Consider the following 20,559-nt stretch of genomic DNA (forward strand, 5'->3'; position numbering starts at 1 on the left):
ATGGGACGGATTCGGTTCTGGAACATTTGCGGAAAAGAATATAATAAAAAAAACCGGCACTGCTCTCAGCAGCATGCCGGTTTGTTCGTTATGAATTTCAAACGGGTCATATCGCCCGCTGAAATTGGCTGGAATACAGCTCGTAATAGTAACTCTTGGCTTCCAGCAGTTCATGATGGCTACCCTGTTCGGCGATGCTGCCGTCACGGATGAAGAGGATGCGGTCTGCATCTTGTATCGTGCTCAGACGGTGGGCAATGACAAAGCTGGTCCGACCCTTCATGAGCGTCTTCATCGCCTCCTGGACATGCATTTCTGTACGGGTATCCACGCTGCTGGTCGCCTCGTCCAGAATGAGGATCGCCGGATCGGCGAGAATTGCGCGGGCAATGGTCAGAAGCTGACGCTGCCCGTGGCTGATATTGCTGCCTTCTGCAGCCAAAATGGTGTCGTAACCCTCCGGGAGACGGGTAATAAAGCGATCCGCATTCGCAAGTCTTGCAGCTGTCTCCACTTCTTCATCGGACGCATCGAGCCTGCCGAACCGAATGTTCTCCCGGATGCTGTCCGAGAACACATAAGCATCCTGAAGCACAATCCCCACCTTGGAGCGAAGGCTGTTCTTATCCATTTCCTTGATGCTTCTGCCATCGATCGAGATGTCACCATCATCAATCTCATAGAAACGGGTCAGCAGGTTGACGATCGTCGTCTTACCGGCACCTGTCGGTCCGACAAGGGCAATCATGTCCCCCGGCTCAGCTTCGATAGAGACCTGCTTCAGAACGGGATTGTCCGGATTGTAGCCAAAGGATACCTGTCGAAATTCAACGCGTCCGCGAACATCATCAAGCTCCTTGGCATGGGGGCTTTGATCTTCGTATTCGGTTTTCAAATCAAACACTTCGAACACCCGCTCGGCCCCTGCAATGGCAGACTGCATCAGGTTAAACTGATTGGCAAGCTCCGTAATCGGCCGCCCAAACTGCTTGGAGTAATTGAGGAAACTAACGATAATGCCGACGCTTGTATGTCCATTGAACGCCATCCAGCCGCCTACGGCAGCGATGAGGGCAAAGCTTACATTGTTCACCATGTTCATGACCGGACCGACCAAGCCGGAAACAATTTGCGCTTTGATGCCGATGCGGTTCAGATTGCGGTTGATGTTCTGGAACTGCTGCATAACAACGGGCTCGCGCCGGAACAGCTTGACGATTTTCTGGCCGCTGACCGTTTCCTCGATAAAGCCGTTCAGTTCGCCCAAATGCTGCTGCTGCGATTTGAAATATTTGCGGGTCACACCGGTAATCTTCCGGGTTGCCAGCAGGACGAGGGGAATGCTGATCATGCTGACCAGGGTAAGGCTGAGATTCAGCCTCAGCATAATGGTCAGAGAACCGGCGAGCATAATCAGGCTGTTCAACAACTGCGTGACGCTTTGATTGAGGGAGTTGGATACATTCTCAATGTCATTGGTCGTCCTGCTCATTAGCTCCCCCGTGTTATGGGTGTCGAAGAACCGCAGCGGCAGCTGCTGATACTTATCAAACAGATCATGCCGCAGCTCTAATACGGTGCGCTGTGAGACACCGGTCATGACATATACCTGAACCCAGGAAACAAGACTTCCCAGCACATAGATACCGATCATGAGCAGGCACAGGGACAAGAAACCCTCATGCTTATCCGGCATAATAAACTGGTCAATCGCCTTCCCGATCAGAAAGGGACCAATCAGAGCGATGATAGAGCTCAGAATGGTGGAAACATATACGGTAATCAGTCCCCAGCGCTGCCGGTTCAAATATGACCATAACCGTTTCAGCGTAGCGGACGCCTGTTTGGGCTTGGCTTTGTTCATGATCATAGGGCCGGGTCCCCCCGGTCCCCGCCCCATCATGGGAGGCGCTCCGCCCCCGGCGGACATTCCGGGCTTAGTTGGTTGCGGCATGTGCATGATCCTCCTTCCGCTGCGAACGATAAATATCCTGATAGATTTCGCTGGCTTGAAGCAGCTCCTTATGCGTTCCTTGTGCAGCGATGGTGCCGTTATCGAGCACAAGAATCTGATCGGCTTCCATAACAGAAGAGATCCGCTGGGCAATGATAATGCTCGTACTGTTCTGAACCAATTCTTTGAGTGCGAGCTGGATGCGGGATTCTGTTCCAACATCAACAGCGCTGGTACTGTCGTCAAGTATCAGGATTCGCGGCCGGATCAGCAGGGCACGGGCGATGGATATGCGCTGCTTCTGACCGCCGGACAGGTTCACGCCCTTCTGCCCGATCACGGTATCGTAACCTTCCGGCGTTTGCATGATGAATTCATGGGCCTGGGCTGCCTGGGCTGCCTGGACAACCTCTTCATAAGAGGCATCGGGACGGCCGTATCGGATGTTATCGATAATTTTGCCGCTGAACAGAACCGATTGCTGCAGCGTCATGCCGATCATCCCGCGCAGCTCATCCATCGGAATATCGCGTACGTCATGGCCGTCAATGCGGACCTGACCGCTTGTCGCCTCATAAAGGCGTGGAATCAGATGGACGAGAGAGGACTTGCCCGACCCGGTTTCGCCCAAGATGGCGGTTGTCTGACCGGGCTTCGCCTTGAAACTGATGTTTTTCAGGATGAGTTCTCTTGCATTGTGTTCATGCTGCCCTCCGTAGTCAAAGGAAACATCATGGAATTCAACCTCTCCGGACCATGAAGTCCGCTGTTCACGGCTGTCTGCCGGATCAGGATCATGGATTTCCGGCTCGGTATCGAAGACTTCCTGAATCCGGTCGGCGGATACTTTGGCACGCGAGATGAAGGTCAGAATGTTGGTGATCATCAGCATGGCGAACAGCAGCTGGGTCACATAGTTGATAAATGCGATCAACTCCCCTGAGGAGAGAGAACCGCCTAAAGTGAGCTTGCCCCCAAACCAAAGTACAGCGACGATACTCAAGTTAAGGATTAGTGTCATCACCGGCATGTTCAATGCCAGCAGCCGAGTTGCCTTGATGGCGACGCCGGTGTAGGCCTGATTGGCTTCGGCGAAACGTTCGCGCTCATAATCGGAACGCACAAAAGCCTTTACGACACGAATGCCGGACAAATTTTCCTGCAGCACACTATTCACGCCATCCAGCATGGCCTGCACCTTCGTGAACAAAGGGAAGGACCGTCGGATGAGCATCATCAGAAATACAAATAACAGCGGTATCGCTATGAGTAAAATCAATGACAGACGCGGACTCATCACGAGAGCCATGATAAAACTGCCGATAAATAGCAGCGGCGAACGGATGCTCCGCAGCATCATTTGAACAAAAGTCTGTACTTGTACAACATCATTCGTCAGCCTTGTAATCAGCGAACCGGTCTTTAGCTCATCGATATTGCGAAAAGAAAAGGTTTGAATTTTGGTGAACAAGCTGTTTCTCAAGTCCATGCTGACATTTTGGGACGCGTAGCTTGAAAAGATTGTACAGCCTACCCCGCCGAGCAGACCGATGAAGGCAACGCCAAGCATCAGAAGTCCTGTTCGCTGAATATAAGCCAGATCGCCTGCAATAATTCCATTATTCACGATGCTTGCCATCAAGGCAGGAAGCCATAAATCCATGCTTACCTCCAGCACCATAAACAATGGAGCCAGTATGACGGAGGTTTTGTAGGGACTCAGGTATGATCTCAGTTTCCACATATTCTTTCCTCACTCCGTATCTTGTTGGTCTGAAGCAGAGTGGGGAGAGGTGGATGTGTCTTTTGCGGCGGTGGTTTCAATTTCCCGAAGTTCAAACGTGTGAATGTAATCCTGCATCACTTGGTCTACGGCCTTCAGTTCACCGGTTATGATGGGCGCTATCGATTGAAATTCCGGCTGGGTGAGCTGCTGCATCAGCGTGTTCCGCTGCACCTGCAGGCGCTCCAGAAACATGAGCACGCGTCCACGACGGAATGTCTGGGCACTTTGGAAATTGCGCGCTTGCTCTTCCTCGCAGCCACCGTCTCTTCGTCCCCGTCCGCCATGGTCATGTCTTCCGTGTCCGCCGCGGCGTCCTCCATGTCCTCCATGATCCTCCTTACCATCGCTTGTTCCTGGCTTCATATCTTTAGAATCATCCCTCATATCTTCACTCCTTCTATGTGTATACAAATGAATACGTTTTGTTTATTGTATACAAATGTATACGAGGGTGGTTTGTCCTGTCAATCCTCCAGTGCCTCCATATGGCAATCAAATGCCAAGAACGGTTATATAATACCCGATACAAATTTGTTATAATGTTGACATTCAAATAAGCTAACAAAATCATGAGCGATATCATAACCGAACCACAAGGAGAGTCCTCAAGATGAAGGAGAACCGGAGACTGAACGCACGCTGGCGGCTGAGCGACATGAGCATGAAGCGGCGGTTGCTGCTGGTATTTATTATCATCATTATTCTTCCGCTGTCCGTCATCAGCCTGATTTCGTATAACAGCTATTCACGCTCGATTCAGGAAAATACGGTTCTCTATTCACGCAATATGATCGGTCAGATGATGGAGAGGGTGGACGATTACATCGAGGATATGAAACGGATTTCGTCCATCCCTGCCTATATTGATGATATCAAGCTCAATCTTGTGCGTTCCAATCAATACCATGAGCAGAGGCAGATGGTTGTGGGGAAGGATGGCAGCAATACGTTCCCGAATGATTTTGATCTGCAGCTATCCATCCAGCGAGGGATTGAGGGAAACATTGCTTTTATAAACAATATTAAAAGAGGCGCTAATTCGGTCTATATCTTCGATCAATACGGTAACGGGTACTATTCCAGCAAGGACGGCGCCGTACGGCTGGATATAACGGACAGCTACGAGCTCTGGCAGGACAAGGTGGCGACCACGCACGGTGAAGCGCTTCTGTTCAGCACACAGGAATACCGCAGCAATCTGAAAAGTACCCGTTACGCTTTCACGATTGTTCGCAAAATCCTGGACCGTTCGCTCAGTCCCATCGGACTGATCGCGGTAGACGCGAATATCAGCGTGATCGAGGATCAGGTAGTGGAGCTCGATAAGGTTACCCGGGGAACCTCGCTCATCATTGATGAGCAGGGGGATGTGATTTACGACAGCGGCCGTAAAATGCTGGCGACCAATGCGTCCAGCAACCCGGTGGTGCTTAAGGCAAAAGGGAGTAGCGGCAGTTTCTACGATACGGTGGACGGCAAACGCCAGTTGTATATTTACTCCACATCACCGCTAACGAAGTGGAAGGTCATTATTCGGATTCCGGTCAAGGAGCTCACGAAGGAAGCGGATGTGACTCGGAATGTGACGCTGTTGGCCACATTGTTTATCATAGGCGTCGCACTCCTTGCTTCCATTTTTTTGTCGTTTGCTTTTACGAAGCCGATGAAGAAAATGGTTGAGCTGATGCGGCGGGTGCAGGCGGGAGACCTAAGTGTCAAATTCAAAGTGAAGCACCGCGACGAGATTGGGCAGCTGGGGAACCAGTTCAATCGCATGCTTAGCCGTATTCAGCATTTGATCGATGATATTTACCAGATCGAGAGCCAGAAGAAGGAAGCCGAGATGCAGGCGCTGCAAAGCCAGATTAACCCGCATTTTGTCTATAACACGCTCGAGACGATCCGGATGACCGCTGAACTTAATGATGATACGGACGCAGCCGACATGATTTCCATTCTTGGCAAAATGCTGCGTTACAGCATTGGCGGCAAGATACATGACGAGGTTCCTTTGCGCGACGAAATTGAGCATGTCATTCACTATGTGCAGCTGCTGAATTACCGCTATCCGAACCGGTTCGAACTTCATCTGGATATCCCTGAGCCTTTGATGAAGTACGCCATCATCCGTCTGCTGTTCCAGCCGATTGTGGAGAACGCCGTTTATCACGGATTGGACGATCTCAAGCTTACAATGAATATATGGATGGAAGCGGAAGTAACGCCACGGGTGACCCGAATGACCATCCGGGATGACGGATGCGGTATGGATGAGGAAACGCTGGAGGCGCTGAATCAGTCGCTCCAGGCTGCTTCTGCCCGGCGGAGGGAAGGCAACGGGGGGATTGGCCTACGAAATGTGCATGAGCGAATCCGATTACGGTATGGCAGTGCCTATGGGATGAAAGTATTTAGCCGCGAAGGGGCTGGAACGGAGGTTGTCATTGAGCTGCCGCCGGAAACCAAGCCGGTCATGCTTAAAGGCAGCCCGGAAGATCATGGGGGGAATAGCCATTGAGAAGAATTTGGAACCGCTGGCTGCTTATCGGTATACTGCTTCTGTCTCTGCCAGCCGCGGGAGGGTGCAGAGAAAAGGCACTGCCGGACCCGATCGCTGAACAGGCGAAAAATGGACCACAAGCGGACGTACTGATGAGCGGAACCATCCATGTCATGACAAATCGGGTTGATCTGATCGAAAATGGCACGCTGGAGAAGTATGCCAAGCGTTTTGAGCTGAAGTATCCCGGTGCCAAAGTAGAGTTTGAAGGCATTACCGACTATACCAATGACGTTATGGCACGATTGTCAACGAGGGACATCGGTGACGTGCTTTTACTTCCGGTCAGCATTGCCAATAAGGATTTGCCCAGCTATTTCGAACCGCTGGAAGCGTCGATGTTCGAGCACGTCCGTTTTCCGGACTTTAAAGCGTATAATGGTGTGCGGTATGGTATTGCTACAGGGAGCAGCACGATTGGGATCGTCTACAATAAGAAGGCCTTTGCCAAGGCCGGAATCAACGGGGTTCCACAGACGTTAGATGCTTTTTATGAAGCTTGTGCCAAGCTGAAAGCGGCGGGTACAATTCCGCTGTACATGAATTACGGAGCCAAGTGGCCTCTTCAGCAGTGGGGGGAGAACATGGTGAACTACATGACGGGATCTGCGGATGCGCTGAATAACATGGTGAATGAAGACGAGCCTTTTCAGCTGGATAATCCCTGGGGACAAGCCGTTGGCATCGCCAAAACCCTGATTAACCGGGGTTACGTGGAGGATCATTTATTTTCGAATAGTTGGGAAATTTCCAAGAGCAAAATCGCCTCCGGCGAAGCGGCTATGTATTTTCTGGGCAACTGGGCGATCCAGCAGGTTATCGATGCCGGGGCAGATCCCAAAGATATCGGTCTATTTCCGTTTCCGTACGATAATAATACGCAGCATTACTCGCCTCTGACTCCCGACTGGTTCATCGGAGTAAGCAAATTTAGCACCCATAAAGAGCTCGCGCGAGCTTGGATCGAATTTTATGTCAAGGAATCAGGGTATGTGAACGACTCCGGCTTTTTACCGGTAGATAACACCCAGAAGACGACGTTGCCGCAGTTTCAGGAATTTCTGTCCTATAAACCTGAGCTTGTTGAGAACAAGCAGCAGACGGACGAGTTCATTGAACTGGCGAATAAGGCAGGGATTTCTTTCTGGTCAGGCGGTTATATTCAGGAGCTGATTGCCTCTCCCGATCTGGGCAAAGCTTTTGAGGAGCTGAACCGCAGATGGAAGCAGGCCAGAAGGATTTCTAAGATTTAAATACACGGAGGCTTGAATCCGTTCGAATAGGCGAATGCTGTAATAAGAGAATTCATATGAATCATTGTCAATTGAGGTGGAGAAAGAAATGGCTAAAAAGATAACGATGCAGCAAATTGCCGACCATCTGGGCGTGTCCAAATTTGTTGTATCCAAAGCGCTGTCCGGCAAAGGCGGCGTGAACGAAATGACCAAGGAGCGGGTCATACAGGCCGCCTCCCAGCTAGGCTATTTTTCGCAGAAGAATGCTTACATGAGAACCGTAAAAACGGAGCGGCCGCAAGGCTTGACGGGCGGGAAGCAATCCGTCATCGTATTGATGCCGAATATACGCTTTCAGACCAAGGACTCGCTCTACTGGGGCAAAATTGTCGAAGGAATATCGAGCTCTCTGGAGGACTTGGGCCTGGGTATGGTCATTATTTCCGAGCAAAGTGTGGATAATTTCGTAAACATCCTGAATCCGGACGGGATTCTCGGGCTGATCGGAGTAGGCCAAATCTCAACGCCCCTTCTGCTGGAAGTTCACCGGATGGGATTGCCGATTGTTCTGGTCGACATGGAAGATCCGCTCATCCCTTCGGATACCATCTTCGTGAATAATATGGATGCCATGGCGCGATTGACAAACCATCTCATCGGAATCGGTCATAAGCGGCTGCAATTTATCGGCAACGATCGTTTTTCGCGGAGCTTCCGTGACCGTCACATCGGATTTCGCAGCACGCTGGAGGAGCACGGATTGATGGCGGGCGTTCAAGAAGGGCTGATGCTGCAGCTGCAGGAACTGGAGCAAGGCGACATTGAAGGAGAGTTCAGAAGCTGGGTATCGCGTAAACTGAAGGCCAAATCCTTGCCGACGGCTATGGTGTGCGCTAATGATTCCATTGCTGTGACAGCTATGCGGGTATTGCAGGAACTCGGTGTTAAAGTGCCGGCGGAGGTGTCCGTGTCCGGATTCGATAATATTGAAGATTCACCGCCGGGCGGTTCACGTCTGACCACGGTGCATGTGCCGAAGGAGGCTATGGGACGCCGGGCGGTTCAGAAGCTGCTGGAGCGGATTGAGAAGGGGACGGAGCCCATGGAAAAGATTCTGTTAGCCGGTGATGTTGTCTATCGCGACTCGACGGCAGCAGCTGCGGGAAGCCAGTCATCGGCAGAGTAACGAAGAAGCTAAGCTTAGCGGTAAGGATGACGACCGGAACAAACGGAGCATGACGCGGCCTTTATTCTCTGAAGAGCTGCTGTCTCAGAGAATAAAGAAAATGCACCCCTGGAATCAGGGGTGCATTATTATTGTCCTGCAATTAAGCAGGGGTTATATTCTTATTTCGTTTCGATGATCAGCGGAACAAGCTGCTGCTTATCTACATCCACCAGACCCAGGTCTGTGATCTTCGCTTGCGGGATGACCGGAAGCGTGACGACGATCATGCGGTGGATCGGGTTTTTGCCCGGCATGATCTCAGCCTGGATGATATCGATGAATTCCTTGATCTTCGGAGCAAAGGTTTCGCCTTCTTCCAGGCTCATGATTCCCGCGAGTGGAAGCGACAGGAATGCAATCACTTTACCGTCCTTGACGGCAATCATGCCGCCATGACGTTTGCGAAGCTCATTGGCTGCGATAACCATATCTTCCGTATTCACGCCGAGCACGGTCAGATGATGGCTGTCATGGGCAACGGTGGTTGCCACGGCACCCGCGATGATGCCGAAACCTGCGAGCAATCCGAGTGCCTTGTTGTCGTTCAGTCCATGACGGTGCCAGACGGCCACGCGGTTCAGCGGTCCCTTGTGCCCATCATAGCTTTCCGGAACAAGCTGTCCGTCTTTTACCGGAAGTACGGTTTCAATGAATCCCGTTGGCAGACCTGGCGCAAAATCATATTCGATCACACGAACACGTGCCTCAGAAGCATGGGCATCTTCGACATGGAGATGCAGATCCTCTTCATGGATTTCAGGCAAATGAACGGTTTGCAGATATTCCTGCGGAGGCTCCAGATGCTGCTGGCGCTCTGTCAGCTTGCCTTCCGCAACGATGGTCTTGCCTCCGATAAATACGTCGGATACATTCATGGATTCGAGTGCATCGACGAGCACGATATCCGCGAGACGTCCCGGTGCAATGGCTCCGATATCCTTGCGGTTCAAGCGGTTGGCAGCATTCAGTGTTGCGTAACGGATCGCATCTACAGCCGGAATGCCTTCCTCGATGGCGCGTACTACCACATGGTTGATATGCCCGCGTTCGATCAGATCGGAAGCCAGAACGTCATCCGTACACAGGGTTACGTTAGGGAGATAACCTTTGCCGACGATGGCTTTGGCTACTTCCGCCATATTGAGGGAGAAGGAGCTTTCACGGATATCCACGATCATGCCGGCACGAAGCTTCGCAATCGCTTCTTCCATCGTACGGCATTCATGGTCGGAATCGGGACCTGCCACGAGATAAGCGGACAATTCGCGCCCAACCACGGTTGGTGCATGTCCTTGTGGGATCTTGCCAGCGCGTTCATTCGCTTCAAGGATGCCCATCATGCGCGGGTCTTCGTGGATGACCCCATGATAGTTCATCACTTCGGCAATGCCGTCGATTCCATCCCAGGTCAGCATGCGTTCAATGACCTCAGGCGTGAATTCGGCACCAGCGGTTTCAACGGCCGGCGCGGACGGTACACAGGAAGGTGCCAGCGTCATGACGCGCAGATCAAGCACCTTGCTGGCTTCGACCATGTAGCGAACGCCTTCTTCGCCGAGAATGTTTCCAATCTCATGCGGATCGGTGACGATCAGTGTAGTTCCGTGAGGCAGCACGGTCTCAGCGTAATGAGCCGGTGTCAACATGCTGCTCTCAATGTGCAAATGCGTGTCGATAAGTCCCGGCACGGCGAATTTGCCTTGTCCGTCAATGGTTTTCAGTGCTTCAAGCTCGGTTTCACCGGGTGCGGTGACGTGGACGATGGTACCATCTACGATGCCGATAGCTGCCGGATAAATTTCTCCGGTGAATACGTTGACCAACTGGATATTATTAATAGCCAGATCTAATGGATGATCGCCGCGTGCTGCGGCAATAAGTTTGCGGTTCATGTTGATCGATCTCCTTATTCCAGATTATTTTAACCAGAGGTAGTAAACGAGCGGAATGCAGAGTATCCACAGTCCGATATGGATGTCGCGGAATTTACCCATAAATACTTTGATGATGACATAAGACAAGATGCCGAATACAATCCCGTTAGCCAAGCTGAACGTAAGCCCGGCAGCAATAACGGTAAGCAGCGCCGGAAGGGATTCTTCCCATTCGTCCATATTAATATTCTTCAGCGTTGCCAGCATGGACAAGCCGATAACAATTAGTGCAGGCGCCGTTGCCGCACTTGGAATTAACAGAATGATCGGCGTAATGAAAAGAGCAAGCAGGAATACGATCCCGGTGGTGACAGCCGTAAGGCCTGTACGTCCACCAGCTTCAACACCACTGGCCGATTCAATGTACGTGGTAATGGTGGTTTGCCCCATAAGCGCACCGCCCACTGTCGCAACGCCGTCAACGATAAATGGTTTCTTGATATCGGGCAGGTTGCCTTCTTTATCTAACAAATTCGCCTTTGCGCCTACGCCAAGGACTGTACCCATCGTAGAGAAGAATTCGCCCGTAAAGAAGGTGAACAATAGTGGGAAGAACGCAAGCTTCAGTGCGCCTGGAATGTCAGCCTGGAACATAATGGACGACGGGTTAGGCGGCAGTGAGAATAGATCGGCAAAAGAATGCGGAAGCTTGGTGATACCCATTGGAATACCGATGATCGATGTAATAAGGATACCAATGAATACAGCAGCTTTCAATTTGCGGGCCATGAGCCCGATGATGATAACCAGTCCGATGACGGACAGCAGCACCGTTGGCGAATGCAGGCTGCCCAGCGTTAATGTGCCGGTTTTATTTTGAACAATGAGTTTGGCGTTCGAAAAGCCGGTACCGATGATGAACAATCCGACGGCCGCCCCAATGGCATGTTTGATATTTTTCGGAATAATGTGGGATATCGTCTCGCGTAATCCCAGGAACGTAAGCAGTAGGAAGAGCACGCCTGAGATGAAAATCATGCCGAGGCCTTGCTGCCAAGTAGCCAGTCCAGCCGCTACAATACTATAGGCAAAAAACGCGTTTCCACCCATACCTGGCGCTACCGCGAAAGGGCGTTTGGCATAAAGCCCCATAATGATGCTGAAGAGGCCGGATGCAATCAGTACGGTAACCATAACGGCACCTTGATCCATGCCTGCGGCTTTCATGAGGTCAGGTTGAACCACGATGATGTAAGCCATCGTAACGAAGGTAGTAAGACCCGCGATAATCTCAGTCTTGACATTCGTTTGGTGCTGGCTGAGCTTAAAGAAACGATCTAACCAGGATGAATTCGTGTTGTTCATGATTGCTAGAGGACTCCTTTTCGTCTTGTGTTTACGTTATTGTGCCCTGTAACTATAACATGTACTTTTCGAAACCGTCAAAGCCAAAAGCGAACTTTGTATAAATAAACAAACATGAATGTTCGTATTTACAGAAATCGTAAATGCTGAGGCAAGAGAAGATTGAACCCGGATTATCCATAGAAATTTGCTCGCGGCAGTGATATGGTGTATAGAAGTGAGGATGATTTTACAGGAAATCTGGCGCGCCAGAAAAAGATTGGAGCTAAGCAGATATGCAGATGACAGAAGAACTTATTCAGTGGTTAGGTACTATAGGTTCAGACTCGGATGGCGGGGTAACCCGTCTTTTATATACGCCTTCATGGAAGGAGGCGCAGGAAGCATTGGCGGCTAAAATGGAATCGCTTGGCCTGCAGGCTTATTTTGACGATGCGGGGAATCTGTGTGGACGTCTGCAAGGAACCGATGCCGATTGTTCGTGTATTTTAACAGGTTCACATGTCGACACGGTACAGCGTGGGGGTAAATACGACGGAGCGTATGGCATAGTGGCCGGAATCACAGCATTGTCGCGTCTTCGCGAGCGTTACGGCGCGCCGAAGAAGAGCATTGAAGTGGTGGCTTTTTGTGAAGAAGAGGGCAGTCGTTTCCCTTACAATTATTGGGGTTCAACTTTCATGACCGGAGCCGCGACGTATCAAGATATCGAACAAGCACGGGATCAGAAGGGGATACCGTTCATGACAGCGATGGAAGAGGCCGGATTCGGTCCGGGAACTCACGGGCGGGGTCTACGCGAGGACATTGAGACCTTTATCGAGCTTCATGTGGAGCAGGGGGCAATTCTGGAGCAGGAGCAGCAGTCGATCGGCATTGTGGAGCAGATTGTGGGTCTGCAGCGTTACACGGTTCGGGTTCAAGGAGAAGCCAATCACGCAGGTACAACGCCGATGGTTTACCGGAAGGATGCTATTCGGACCGCAAGCGAGATGGTCATTGCCATCATGAACAAGACGGAAGAGATGGGTGCTCCGCTGGTCGCGACCGTAGGACAGATGGAGCTAATACCGAACACGCCCAACGTCATTCCGGGACAAGTGAACTTCACCATTGATGTTCGCCATCCCGATGGAAGCGTTCTGGATGGCGCTTGCCAGCAATTGGTGGATACCGTTCGTTCAATTGCTACGCAGCAAGGCCGGGAAGTGGGGATCGAACGATGGATGAACGTTGCGCCAATTGCCATGGATTCGGCACTGACGGATGCAATTGAGGATATTTGTCAACAGCAGGAGCTGTCCTACCGCCGGATGCCAAGCGGAGCAGGACATGACGCTCAGATATTCGCCTCGTATTGCCGTACGGCGATGGTATTCGTACCCAGCCGAGGCGGCATCAGTCACTCCCCTCTGGAATATACAGAGCCGCAGCAACTGGAAGATGGCGTTCGCGTGCTCACGGACTTGCTGTATAAGCTTGCGTACTAACCCGGAACTCAAGTGTTGCGTACGTGAATCCCTGAATAGAGACAAGCCGGAAAAAGGCAGACCTGATGGAGAATTCCATCGGTCTGCCTTTTTTTGTGCAGTGGAGCTTTATTTCGCAACTTGCAGATTGCGTTCAACCAGCTCCAGACGCTGCTGAACACAAGCGTAGGAACGAAGAGGATCTTCCGGTGTATTCATCACATAGTCGAGCAGCTGCCCCACGGTCGTTGTTGCCACATGTACCCGTGTATCCGAGGATGCATAGTAGATATAGACCTCCCCATTGTCACGGGCAATGACGCCGTTGCAGAAGACCACGTTGGACACGTCGCCGACACGCTCCTCGCCCTCTGGCGCAATGAAGTGACCTCCTGGGGCATGGGTAACGCGGTAAGGCTCATTCAAGTCAGACAGGAAGGCATACAGCACGTAACGCAGCCCTGCAGCAGTGTTGCGTACGCCGTGCGCGATGTGCAGCCAACCCTTTTCGGTTTTGATCGGAGCGGGTCCCTGTCCGTTCTTCACTTCCTTGATGGTGTGGTAGTACCGCTCATCGATGATGATCTCGTGCTCGATAACGGCCTGTTCAATCGACTCCGACAAGCCCCAACCGATGCCGCCGCCTGAGCCTGTATCAATGAATCCATCTTGCGGACGGGTATAAAATGCGTATTTGCCGTCCACGAATTCCGGATGCAGCACAACGTTGCGCTGCTGCGGCGAGCTCGTCTTCAAATCGGCCAGGCGCTCCCAGTTGATCAGGTCCTTCGTACGGGCAATGCCGCACTGGGCGACAGCGCTGGACAGATCACCGCGGGGGGCATCCGGGTCCTTGCGCTCCGTGCAGAATAAGCCGTAAATATAGCCGTCCTCATGTTGCACGAGACGCATATCGTACACGTTAATGTCCGGATTCTCGGTCTCCGGCATCACGACGGGACGATCCCAGAAGCGGAAGCCATCTACGCCGTTATCGCTCTCTGCTACCGCAAAAAAGGATTTGCGGTCAACGCCCTCTACCCGGGCCATCAAGTAAAATTTGCCGCCAAGCTCGATCGCACCAGGGTTGAACACGCCATTTACGCCTATCCGCTCCATGAAATAGGGATTGGTCGCTGCGGAGAAATCATATTTCCAGATCAGCGGGGCATGCTCGGCGGTCAAAACCGGATATTTGTAACGGTCGTAAATGCCGTTGCCATCAGGCGATTTTGGATTGGGACGGGCGATTAGTGCCTCATAACGTTCTGTCAGCTGTTTCTTGCGTTCTTCGAAAATTCCGTTCATTGCGCTTCTTCCTCTCAAAGTTAGGATAATAGGAGAATATTCATTCCAATTCAATTAACTAAGACGTTCAATCATTTCCATGCAGGCCCGGCCATTATGATAAGGGCATTTCCAGGCACTGACCTTCGGCTGATCCCGGTTTGGCCGGCCTTTGCGGTCGGCGTTCCAGAACCATTCCCCATACTCATGATCGATGATGCTCTGCCCAATGAACTGCCAGGAGCGGAGGGAAGCCTCGCGGAATTTAATGTCGCCTGTCAGCTGATACGCATTATAGAAACCGACCATGGCTTCAGCCTGCGGCCACCAGTCTTTACGGGTATCGATGTATCCGCTGGCATTGGCCTCGTTCACCATGCCGCCGTCTTGATCAACGCCCCGGGCCAGCGCATGCTCTGCCATGGATACGGCTGTCTGCTTGACGCGGCTTAGTAATTCTTCATCTCCGAGTACTTCCGCGGCCTCGGCCATAAGCCAGCTGCCCTCAATGTCATGTCCGTAGGATATATGATCGGACTTTGCCACCCATGTCTCATCGAAGAACAGGAGGAAATGACTTTGATCCGGATGAACGATATGATTCAGAGTTACTTCAATGAGCTCGGTCAGCTGATGATGGAGCCTTGGATCAGGCCATACGCGGTATAGATTGGTATACGCCTCCAGCACATGCAGATGGGTGTTCATCGACTTTTTTTCGTTCAGATCCTTATCGCTCAGACTGAAATCGCCGGTCTGCTGCCAACTGCGCGATAGAGCCTCAAGGTACCCTTTGTGCTCGGAATCATAGCTGTACTCTTCCAGCAGGCGAAACAGGTGGATGGCCAGATCCAGTGCTTCCTCCTGCTGCACTGCCCGATAATACTCGGATAGCGCATAAATGGCGAAGGCTTGACCATATACCTGCTTTTTGTCATTAGACACGCTTCCGTCCGCGTGAAGCATCCAGAACAGACCACCGTACTCCCGGTCGACGAAATGACGGAGAATATATTGATAAGCACGTGTGGCTGGCTGCAGGTAAGTTTCGTTTCCGTACAGCCGGTAGGCGGCTGCAAATGTCCATAAAATACGGGCGTTCAGTACCAGGCTTTTGTCCGCATCGTCTCTCACCGTTAAATCCGTCGCGATTTCTCCGAGAAATCCGCCATGCTTCTCATCCAGGGCATACTTCATCCAAAAGCCGAGAATATGCTCATGCAGCTCCTTTTCCAGCTCGGATTTCCACGTTTCGGCCTGCGCCAGGAGATTCATGGGGCTTCTCTCCTTTCCGTTTGCTGTATTTTGGTTTCGTAATAGGAGCGGATGACGTGTTCGGCCTTTTTGGCATAAGGACAGTAGTCATCATTCGCTGCGGCCAGCCCCGGTTCATAGAGAGAAGCTGGCCAATCCCACAGCATGAATCCGGAAATCCAGTCTCGTTGTCCGCAGCTTTGGAACATTTGGTTATAATACCGAGCCTGTTCTTCCTCGCTGGGTTCTCCGGCAAGTCCCCAATCATTCGGAATTTGACTCGAACCGGTGCGGCTTGGACAGCCTGCCTCCATGAAGAAGAAGGGCTTGCCGTGCAGTTTCACGAGCGGTCCAATCCGGTCCAGCTGTTCTTCCCAGCTATCGATTGGATAGTAGCCGCTCGATGAGATGATATCGACAGCATCCCACCATTGAACCTGGTTTTCCTGGTACTTATCGCAGTTGTAAGTCACCAGGCCGGAGTATACCTTTCGTACTTCCCGGATGAGCTGACGCCATTCCAGCTCCCGGCGGTCCGTCTGAACCATTTCGCAGCCGATGCACAGCATCTCGCAGCCGGTTTCTTCGGCAATCTCGGCGTAGTGGAGGATAAAGCGGGTATAGGATGCAAACCAATCGGACCATTTTGGCTCACACGGTACATCCATATCAAAGAAGTTAATATGGGCGCGCCATGTGCCATCCGCGCAGTTTACCACCGGCTTGAGGCAGACATGAAGACCCAGTGAACGGGCTTCCTGAATTGCCCATCTTACTTCCGCATCCGTTACAGTAGGCTGTTCCCCGAGGTGAATCTCCGTAGATTGGGCTGTATCCTGGAGAGCCCCCAGTGCAATGGCTGTCCAGTTTACGCCCAGAGCATTCTTCATCTCCTGCATGGAATGAACCGCCTCCGGTATGTTCCAGGTTCCGCGAATGCCTGTCCAGCCCCAGGTCATCCCGGCGACATATTCGGGCAGTTGCTTTGATTGCATGTGATATACCCCTTCTTCCTCATGTTATCATAAACGCGATTTTGTTATCATAACGAGATACCTTTTTTATAATACGAATCCGTAAATATAGCAACCTTTCTCATGTAATTAACTAGAAAGCGCTTTAATAGATACGCGTAAACTGAAAATACAGACTATTTAATTCCAAATTAGTGAGTGTCTATGTATTGAAATCGCTATATTAAATAAAGTTATTATTTTGTTATACATGTCAATTGAAGACTATAAATAAAAATACAGACCATTTTTTAAGCGGTTTACATGCTCTATAATCGATTTTGTAAACGCTAACAAAAATGATATAAGGGGAGAAAACCATGAAAAAATTATTATCGTTATCATTGGTAGTGTGTCTGATGATAACAATGCTTGCAGCTTGCGGTGGAAAGGATACCGTCTCCAGCACAAATACGGGTACGGATGCGGCCGGCTCGGATAACAACGCTGAGACAAAGGATACCGGGGACTCTGCCAAGGATGATGGACCAAGCGGGAAGCTTGTGTTTCTGACCAACCGGACCGATATGATCGGCAAGCAGTATGACGACTACAAAAAACGTTTTGAAGAAAAGTATCCGAATGTGGACCTGCAGTTTGAAGCAATCACAGACTACGATAAAAATGTAAAAATCCGTATCTCCTCGGGTGAGTATCCGGATGTGGTATTCATTCCTACCATTCCGAATGCAGACCTTCCAAAATACTTTGAGCCGCTCGATGATATTCAGTTCTCCGGAGATCTTTATTTTAAAGATGCGAAGGTTCAGGATGGCAAAATGTACGGCATATCCTCCGGCGCTTCGACGGTGGGGATCGTATACAACAATAAGGCGTTTGAAAAAGCTGGTATCACCGAGATGCCTAAAACTTATGATGAGTTTCTTGCCATCTGCGAAAAGCTGAAGAATGCGGGCATTGTACCGCTGGCTTCCAACTTTAAGGACAAATGGCCGCTCGATACTTGGGTATATGATGTACCTTCCATAATCAGCGGCAAGACGGACCATGAAATGAAACGTGCCGAAACCGACACGCCGTACACCATGGACAACGAATACGGGAAGTCGTGGGGCATGTTAAGAGAGCTGCAGCAGAAGGGTTATTTGGAGAAGGATGTTAACTCAACCAACTGGGAGCAGTCCAAAAAAGATATCGCTCAAGGCAAAATGGCCATGTACCTTCTTGGCAACTGGGTCATTAACCAGGTTATCGAGAATGGCGCACCTTCGGAGGATGTCGGCTTCTTCCCGTTCCCTGCGGACAATTCCGGACAATATAAAGCCCCTTTGAACCCTGACTTCTTCTATGCCGTCAATAAAAACGGTAACGTGAAGGCGGCGAAGGCTTTCGTGCAATGGATGATGGAAGACTCGGGCTATGAGGATTTTGCCGGCTTCATCCCTGTCCTGAAGAACAAGGAACCTAAACTGCCGCAGCTGGCCGAGTTCAACAACTATAAACCGCAATTCCTGGAGGCTGTTTTTGGGGATGACACGGCGACTGCGATTCAAAACAAGGCTCAAATGGACCAACAAGCCATGGTGCAGGAGTTTGTATTAAGCAAGGATCCGCAGAAGGTACTGGACAAATATGATGCAGCGTGGGCAAAGGCGAAGAAGAGCTTGGGGAAATGATCCGCCAGCAGCCGATGAATCGAACAGAAGACTATAGATCGCCATGAAGCATGGAACATGCCGCAGCGGCTTTCGGGAGGGAAATTCCGGAAGCCACGCGGCTGATCTATTTGCTCTTCGACAGGCGATCATCATCAATGTGGGAGGAAGGGATACCATGCTCAGCCATCTTTCGTTTCGCAAGCAGAAGACCATTATCATGATCCTATTCACGGTAGTGCCTCTGCTTTTGCTGCTTACTTTTGCCTATTATCCGGCCGTTGAGCTCGTTCGTTTAAGCTTCACCAACTGGGATGGACTGAGTCCGGACAAACAGTGGATCGGGTGGGAAAACTATAAGGAGGTTTTTTCTAATCCGGAAATTTTCGGGGTATTCAAGCATAACCTTGCCTATTTTGTGGTAGGGATCGTCCAGAACCTATTGGCAATCTATTTTGCCGTCCTGCTGAACAGCAAGCTAAGGGGCAAATTATTTTTCCGTCTGCTGCTGTTCCTGCCCTATATCCTGAACGGGGTAGCCGTAGCCTATCTTTTCGGTTATGTATTTGACACCACTCAAGGCTCTCTGAATACGGTTCTTGGGGTGTTTGGGCTTCCGTCGGAGACCAGCTGGCTCGGCAGTGAATCCTTTGTAAACTACACGCTTGCATCCATCGGGCTATGGCGCTTTATGGGCTTTAATATGGTGGTTTATCTGGCAGCGCTGCAGTCGATTCCCAAAGACATTTATGAAGCGGCGGCGATTGACGGTGCCAGCGGGTGGCAGTCTTTTGTCCGTATTACGCTTCCGAATATATATCAGATTATCGAGCTTAACCTGTTTTTGACGGTAACCGGAGCACTTGAGGTATTCGATATTCCGTTTGTTCTCACCCATGGCGGGCCAGCAGGCGCGAGCGAAACCTTCGTCATGAAAATTCTCGAAACGGCGTTCCAGTTCAATAACTACGGGCTGGCTTCGGCCATGAGCGTTGTCTTGCTGGTGCTCGTTGTCGCCGTGCTTGGCGTCCAGCGTTATTTCTTGAACAAGGGGAGGGGTTAGGCTATGGTTACTCAAAAGAACGGCGCTCAGATTGCGATCCAGACGCTCAAATACATCTCTTTACTCATTGCGGTATTCGTCATCCTGTTTCCTCCATATATCATTGTGGTCAACTCCTTTAAGACGAAGGAGGAATTCCTGAATAATCCGACGCTGTCACTGCCGGATAACTTTTTGAATTTCAGCAACTTCATCCATGCGTTCAAACAGGCGGATATGGGCCTTGCTTTCGGCAATACCCTGATCATTATTGCGCTGACGCTCATTTTGAATATATTTCTGGGCTCCGCGTTTTGCTATGCGGTGGGCCGGTTCGATTTTCGCGGTAAAGGCCTGATCGTGGGTTTGTTTCTGTTTGCGACGATCATTCCCCAGATTACGACGCAGGTCGTGAATTTCAAAACCATCCAGGGCATCGGCCTGACCAATAACCTCCTCGGTCCTGTCCTGCTCTATATCGGGGCAGATATTATGCAAATCTATATTTACCTGCAATTTATCCGCAATATTCCGAATGAACTCGACGAAAGTGCGATGCTTGAAGGAGCTTCTTTGTTCCGGATCTACCGCTCCATTATATTTCCGCTGCTGGCTCCGGCCACGGCAACCATCGTTATTCTGAAGACGATTGCCATATATAATGATATGTTTACGCCATATCTGTATCTACCGAGACAGGAGCATGTCGTGGTGTCCACCTCGCTGATGCGATTTTTCGGCGTTAACAGCGGAGATTGGCAAATGGTCTCTTCAGCGATTATGATTATCATGATTCCGACAGCCATTTTGTATCTGTTCCTGCAGCGGTATATTTTCGCGGGGGTGACGAGCGGCGCGGTAAAGTAGTATATGTTT

15 protein-coding genes are annotated in these 20,559 nt (G+C 50.8%); 7 read left to right on the forward strand and 8 right to left on the reverse strand.

Going from position 1 to position 20,559, the window contains the following annotated elements; translation table 11 throughout:
• Positions 1–106: 106 nt before the first annotated feature.
• The 3 genes from GRF59_RS23000 to GRF59_RS29495 are packed head-to-tail and all read right to left on the reverse strand — an operon-like array spanning position 107 to position 4,103.
• A complete protein-coding gene (locus GRF59_RS23000) occupies positions 107–1,954 on the reverse strand; it encodes an ABC transporter ATP-binding protein (RefSeq protein ID WP_423802977.1) in 1,848 nt (615 codons plus the stop codon).
• Positions 1,938–3,698 carry an ABC transporter ATP-binding protein gene (locus tag GRF59_RS23005; RefSeq protein ID WP_160500051.1) on the reverse strand — a complete coding sequence of 587 codons (1,761 nt, stop codon included), beginning with the start codon at positions 3,696–3,698 and terminating at the stop codon, positions 1,938–1,940. Before GRF59_RS23005 ends, GRF59_RS23000 begins: the two co-directional genes overlap by 17 nt.
• Positions 3,699–3,707: 9 nt before the next feature.
• Positions 3,708–4,103, reverse strand: a complete 396-nt coding sequence (locus tag GRF59_RS29495; protein WP_202128815.1) for a hypothetical protein — start codon at positions 4,101–4,103, stop codon at positions 3,708–3,710.
• A 247-nt stretch (positions 4,104–4,350) separates the two neighbouring features.
• On the opposite strand from GRF59_RS29495, the gene GRF59_RS23015 reads away from it, so the two are divergent.
• The 3 genes from GRF59_RS23015 (at position 4,351) to GRF59_RS23025 (ending at position 8,721) form a co-directional block, all read left to right on the forward strand.
• Positions 4,351–6,258: a sensor histidine kinase gene (locus GRF59_RS23015; RefSeq protein WP_160500052.1), complete on the forward strand. Its 1,908-nt coding sequence runs from the start codon at positions 4,351–4,353 to the stop codon at positions 6,256–6,258.
• Positions 6,255–7,553, forward strand: coding sequence for an ABC transporter substrate-binding protein (locus tag GRF59_RS23020; RefSeq protein ID WP_160500053.1), 1,299 nt, complete (start codon positions 6,255–6,257; stop codon positions 7,551–7,553). The genes GRF59_RS23015 and GRF59_RS23020 overlap by 4 nt, the downstream gene beginning before the upstream one ends.
• Before the next feature lie 88 nt (positions 7,554–7,641).
• On the forward strand, positions 7,642–8,721 hold the full coding sequence (locus GRF59_RS23025) for a LacI family DNA-binding transcriptional regulator (RefSeq protein WP_160500054.1): 1,080 nt from the start codon (positions 7,642–7,644) through the stop codon (positions 8,719–8,721).
• A 161-nt stretch (positions 8,722–8,882) separates the two neighbouring features.
• On the opposite strand, the gene ade is transcribed toward GRF59_RS23025, so the two are convergent.
• Positions 8,883–10,655, reverse strand: coding sequence for an adenine deaminase (gene ade / locus GRF59_RS23030; protein ID WP_160500055.1), 1,773 nt, complete (start codon positions 10,653–10,655; stop codon positions 8,883–8,885).
• A gap of 24 nt (positions 10,656–10,679) precedes the next feature.
• Positions 10,680–12,002, reverse strand: a complete 1,323-nt coding sequence (locus GRF59_RS23035) for an NCS2 family permease (RefSeq protein WP_160500056.1) — start codon at positions 12,000–12,002, stop codon at positions 10,680–10,682.
• Positions 12,003–12,277: 275 nt separating this feature from the next.
• Here GRF59_RS23035 and allC point away from each other — a divergent pair, with 275 nt between their 5' ends.
• Complete coding sequence (gene allC / locus GRF59_RS23040) at positions 12,278–13,492, forward strand: allantoate deiminase (RefSeq protein ID WP_160500057.1); 1,215 nt, start codon at positions 12,278–12,280, stop codon at positions 13,490–13,492.
• Positions 13,493–13,600: 108 nt separating this feature from the next.
• Here allC and GRF59_RS23045 read toward each other — a convergent pair whose 3' ends face one another.
• Genes GRF59_RS23045 through GRF59_RS23055 form a run of 3 tightly spaced genes read right to left on the reverse strand, consistent with a single transcriptional unit; the run spans position 13,601 to position 17,007 of the window.
• Positions 13,601–14,779 carry a glycoside hydrolase family 130 protein gene (locus GRF59_RS23045; RefSeq protein ID WP_160500058.1) on the reverse strand — a complete coding sequence of 393 codons (1,179 nt, stop codon included), beginning with the start codon at positions 14,777–14,779 and terminating at the stop codon, positions 13,601–13,603.
• Positions 14,780–14,833: 54 nt separating this feature from the next.
• Positions 14,834–16,033, reverse strand: a complete 1,200-nt coding sequence (locus GRF59_RS23050) for an AGE family epimerase/isomerase (RefSeq protein ID WP_160500059.1) — start codon at positions 16,031–16,033, stop codon at positions 14,834–14,836.
• Positions 16,030–17,007 carry a glycoside hydrolase family 113 gene (locus GRF59_RS23055; protein ID WP_160500060.1) on the reverse strand — a complete coding sequence of 326 codons (978 nt, stop codon included), beginning with the start codon at positions 17,005–17,007 and terminating at the stop codon, positions 16,030–16,032. Before GRF59_RS23055 ends, GRF59_RS23050 begins: the two co-directional genes overlap by 4 nt.
• Positions 17,008–17,345: 338 nt before the next feature.
• On the opposite strand from GRF59_RS23055, the gene GRF59_RS23060 reads away from it, so the two are divergent.
• The 3 genes from GRF59_RS23060 to GRF59_RS23070 all read left to right on the forward strand — a co-directional run bounded on the left by GRF59_RS23060 (position 17,346) and on the right by GRF59_RS23070 (position 20,550).
• Entirely contained in the window at positions 17,346–18,662 is a 1,317-nt protein-coding gene (locus GRF59_RS23060; protein WP_160500061.1) for an ABC transporter substrate-binding protein, read from the forward strand.
• Between the two features lie 157 nt (positions 18,663–18,819).
• The gene (locus GRF59_RS23065) at positions 18,820–19,704 is read left to right on the forward strand and encodes a carbohydrate ABC transporter permease (protein WP_160500289.1); all 885 of its coding nucleotides are present in this window, start codon (positions 18,820–18,822) and stop codon (positions 19,702–19,704) included.
• Between the two features lie 3 nt (positions 19,705–19,707).
• Positions 19,708–20,550, forward strand: a complete 843-nt coding sequence (locus GRF59_RS23070) for a carbohydrate ABC transporter permease (RefSeq protein ID WP_160500062.1) — start codon at positions 19,708–19,710, stop codon at positions 20,548–20,550.
• The last annotated feature ends 9 nt before the right edge of the window (positions 20,551–20,559 follow it).

The organism is Paenibacillus dendrobii, assembly GCF_009807035.1.
In the GTDB taxonomy this organism is placed as follows: Bacteria; Bacillota; Bacilli; order Paenibacillales; family Paenibacillaceae; genus Paenibacillus_AQ; species Paenibacillus_AQ dendrobii.

What these genes read in the sequence shown, in the direction of transcription:
- GRF59_RS23000 (WP_423802977.1), bottom strand. Translation starts at nt 1,954, where the DNA reads ATGCCGCAACCAACTAAGCCCGGAATGTCCGCCGGGGGCGGAGCGCCT.
- GRF59_RS23005 (WP_160500051.1), bottom strand. Translation starts at nt 3,698, where the DNA reads ATGTGGAAACTGAGATCATACCTGAGTCCCTACAAAACCTCCGTCATA.
- GRF59_RS29495 (WP_202128815.1), bottom strand. Translation starts at nt 4,103, where the DNA reads ATGAAGCCAGGAACAAGCGATGGTAAGGAGGATCATGGAGGACATGGA.
- GRF59_RS23015 (WP_160500052.1), top strand. Translation starts at nt 4,351, where the DNA reads ATGAAGGAGAACCGGAGACTGAACGCACGCTGGCGGCTGAGCGACATG.
- GRF59_RS23025 (WP_160500054.1), top strand. Translation starts at nt 7,642, where the DNA reads ATGGCTAAAAAGATAACGATGCAGCAAATTGCCGACCATCTGGGCGTG.
- ade (WP_160500055.1), bottom strand. Translation starts at nt 10,655, where the DNA reads ATGAACCGCAAACTTATTGCCGCAGCACGCGGCGATCATCCATTAGAT.
- GRF59_RS23035 (WP_160500056.1), bottom strand. Translation starts at nt 12,002, where the DNA reads ATGAACAACACGAATTCATCCTGGTTAGATCGTTTCTTTAAGCTCAGC.
- allC (WP_160500057.1), top strand. Translation starts at nt 12,278, where the DNA reads ATGCAGATGACAGAAGAACTTATTCAGTGGTTAGGTACTATAGGTTCA.
- GRF59_RS23045 (WP_160500058.1), bottom strand. Translation starts at nt 14,779, where the DNA reads ATGAACGGAATTTTCGAAGAACGCAAGAAACAGCTGACAGAACGTTAT.
- GRF59_RS23050 (WP_160500059.1), bottom strand. Translation starts at nt 16,033, where the DNA reads ATGAATCTCCTGGCGCAGGCCGAAACGTGGAAATCCGAGCTGGAAAAG.
- GRF59_RS23055 (WP_160500060.1), bottom strand. Translation starts at nt 17,007, where the DNA reads ATGCAATCAAAGCAACTGCCCGAATATGTCGCCGGGATGACCTGGGGC.
- GRF59_RS23060 (WP_160500061.1), top strand. Translation starts at nt 17,346, where the DNA reads ATGAAAAAATTATTATCGTTATCATTGGTAGTGTGTCTGATGATAACA.
- GRF59_RS23065 (WP_160500289.1), top strand. Translation starts at nt 18,820, where the DNA reads ATGCTCAGCCATCTTTCGTTTCGCAAGCAGAAGACCATTATCATGATC.
- GRF59_RS23070 (WP_160500062.1), top strand. Translation starts at nt 19,708, where the DNA reads ATGGTTACTCAAAAGAACGGCGCTCAGATTGCGATCCAGACGCTCAAA.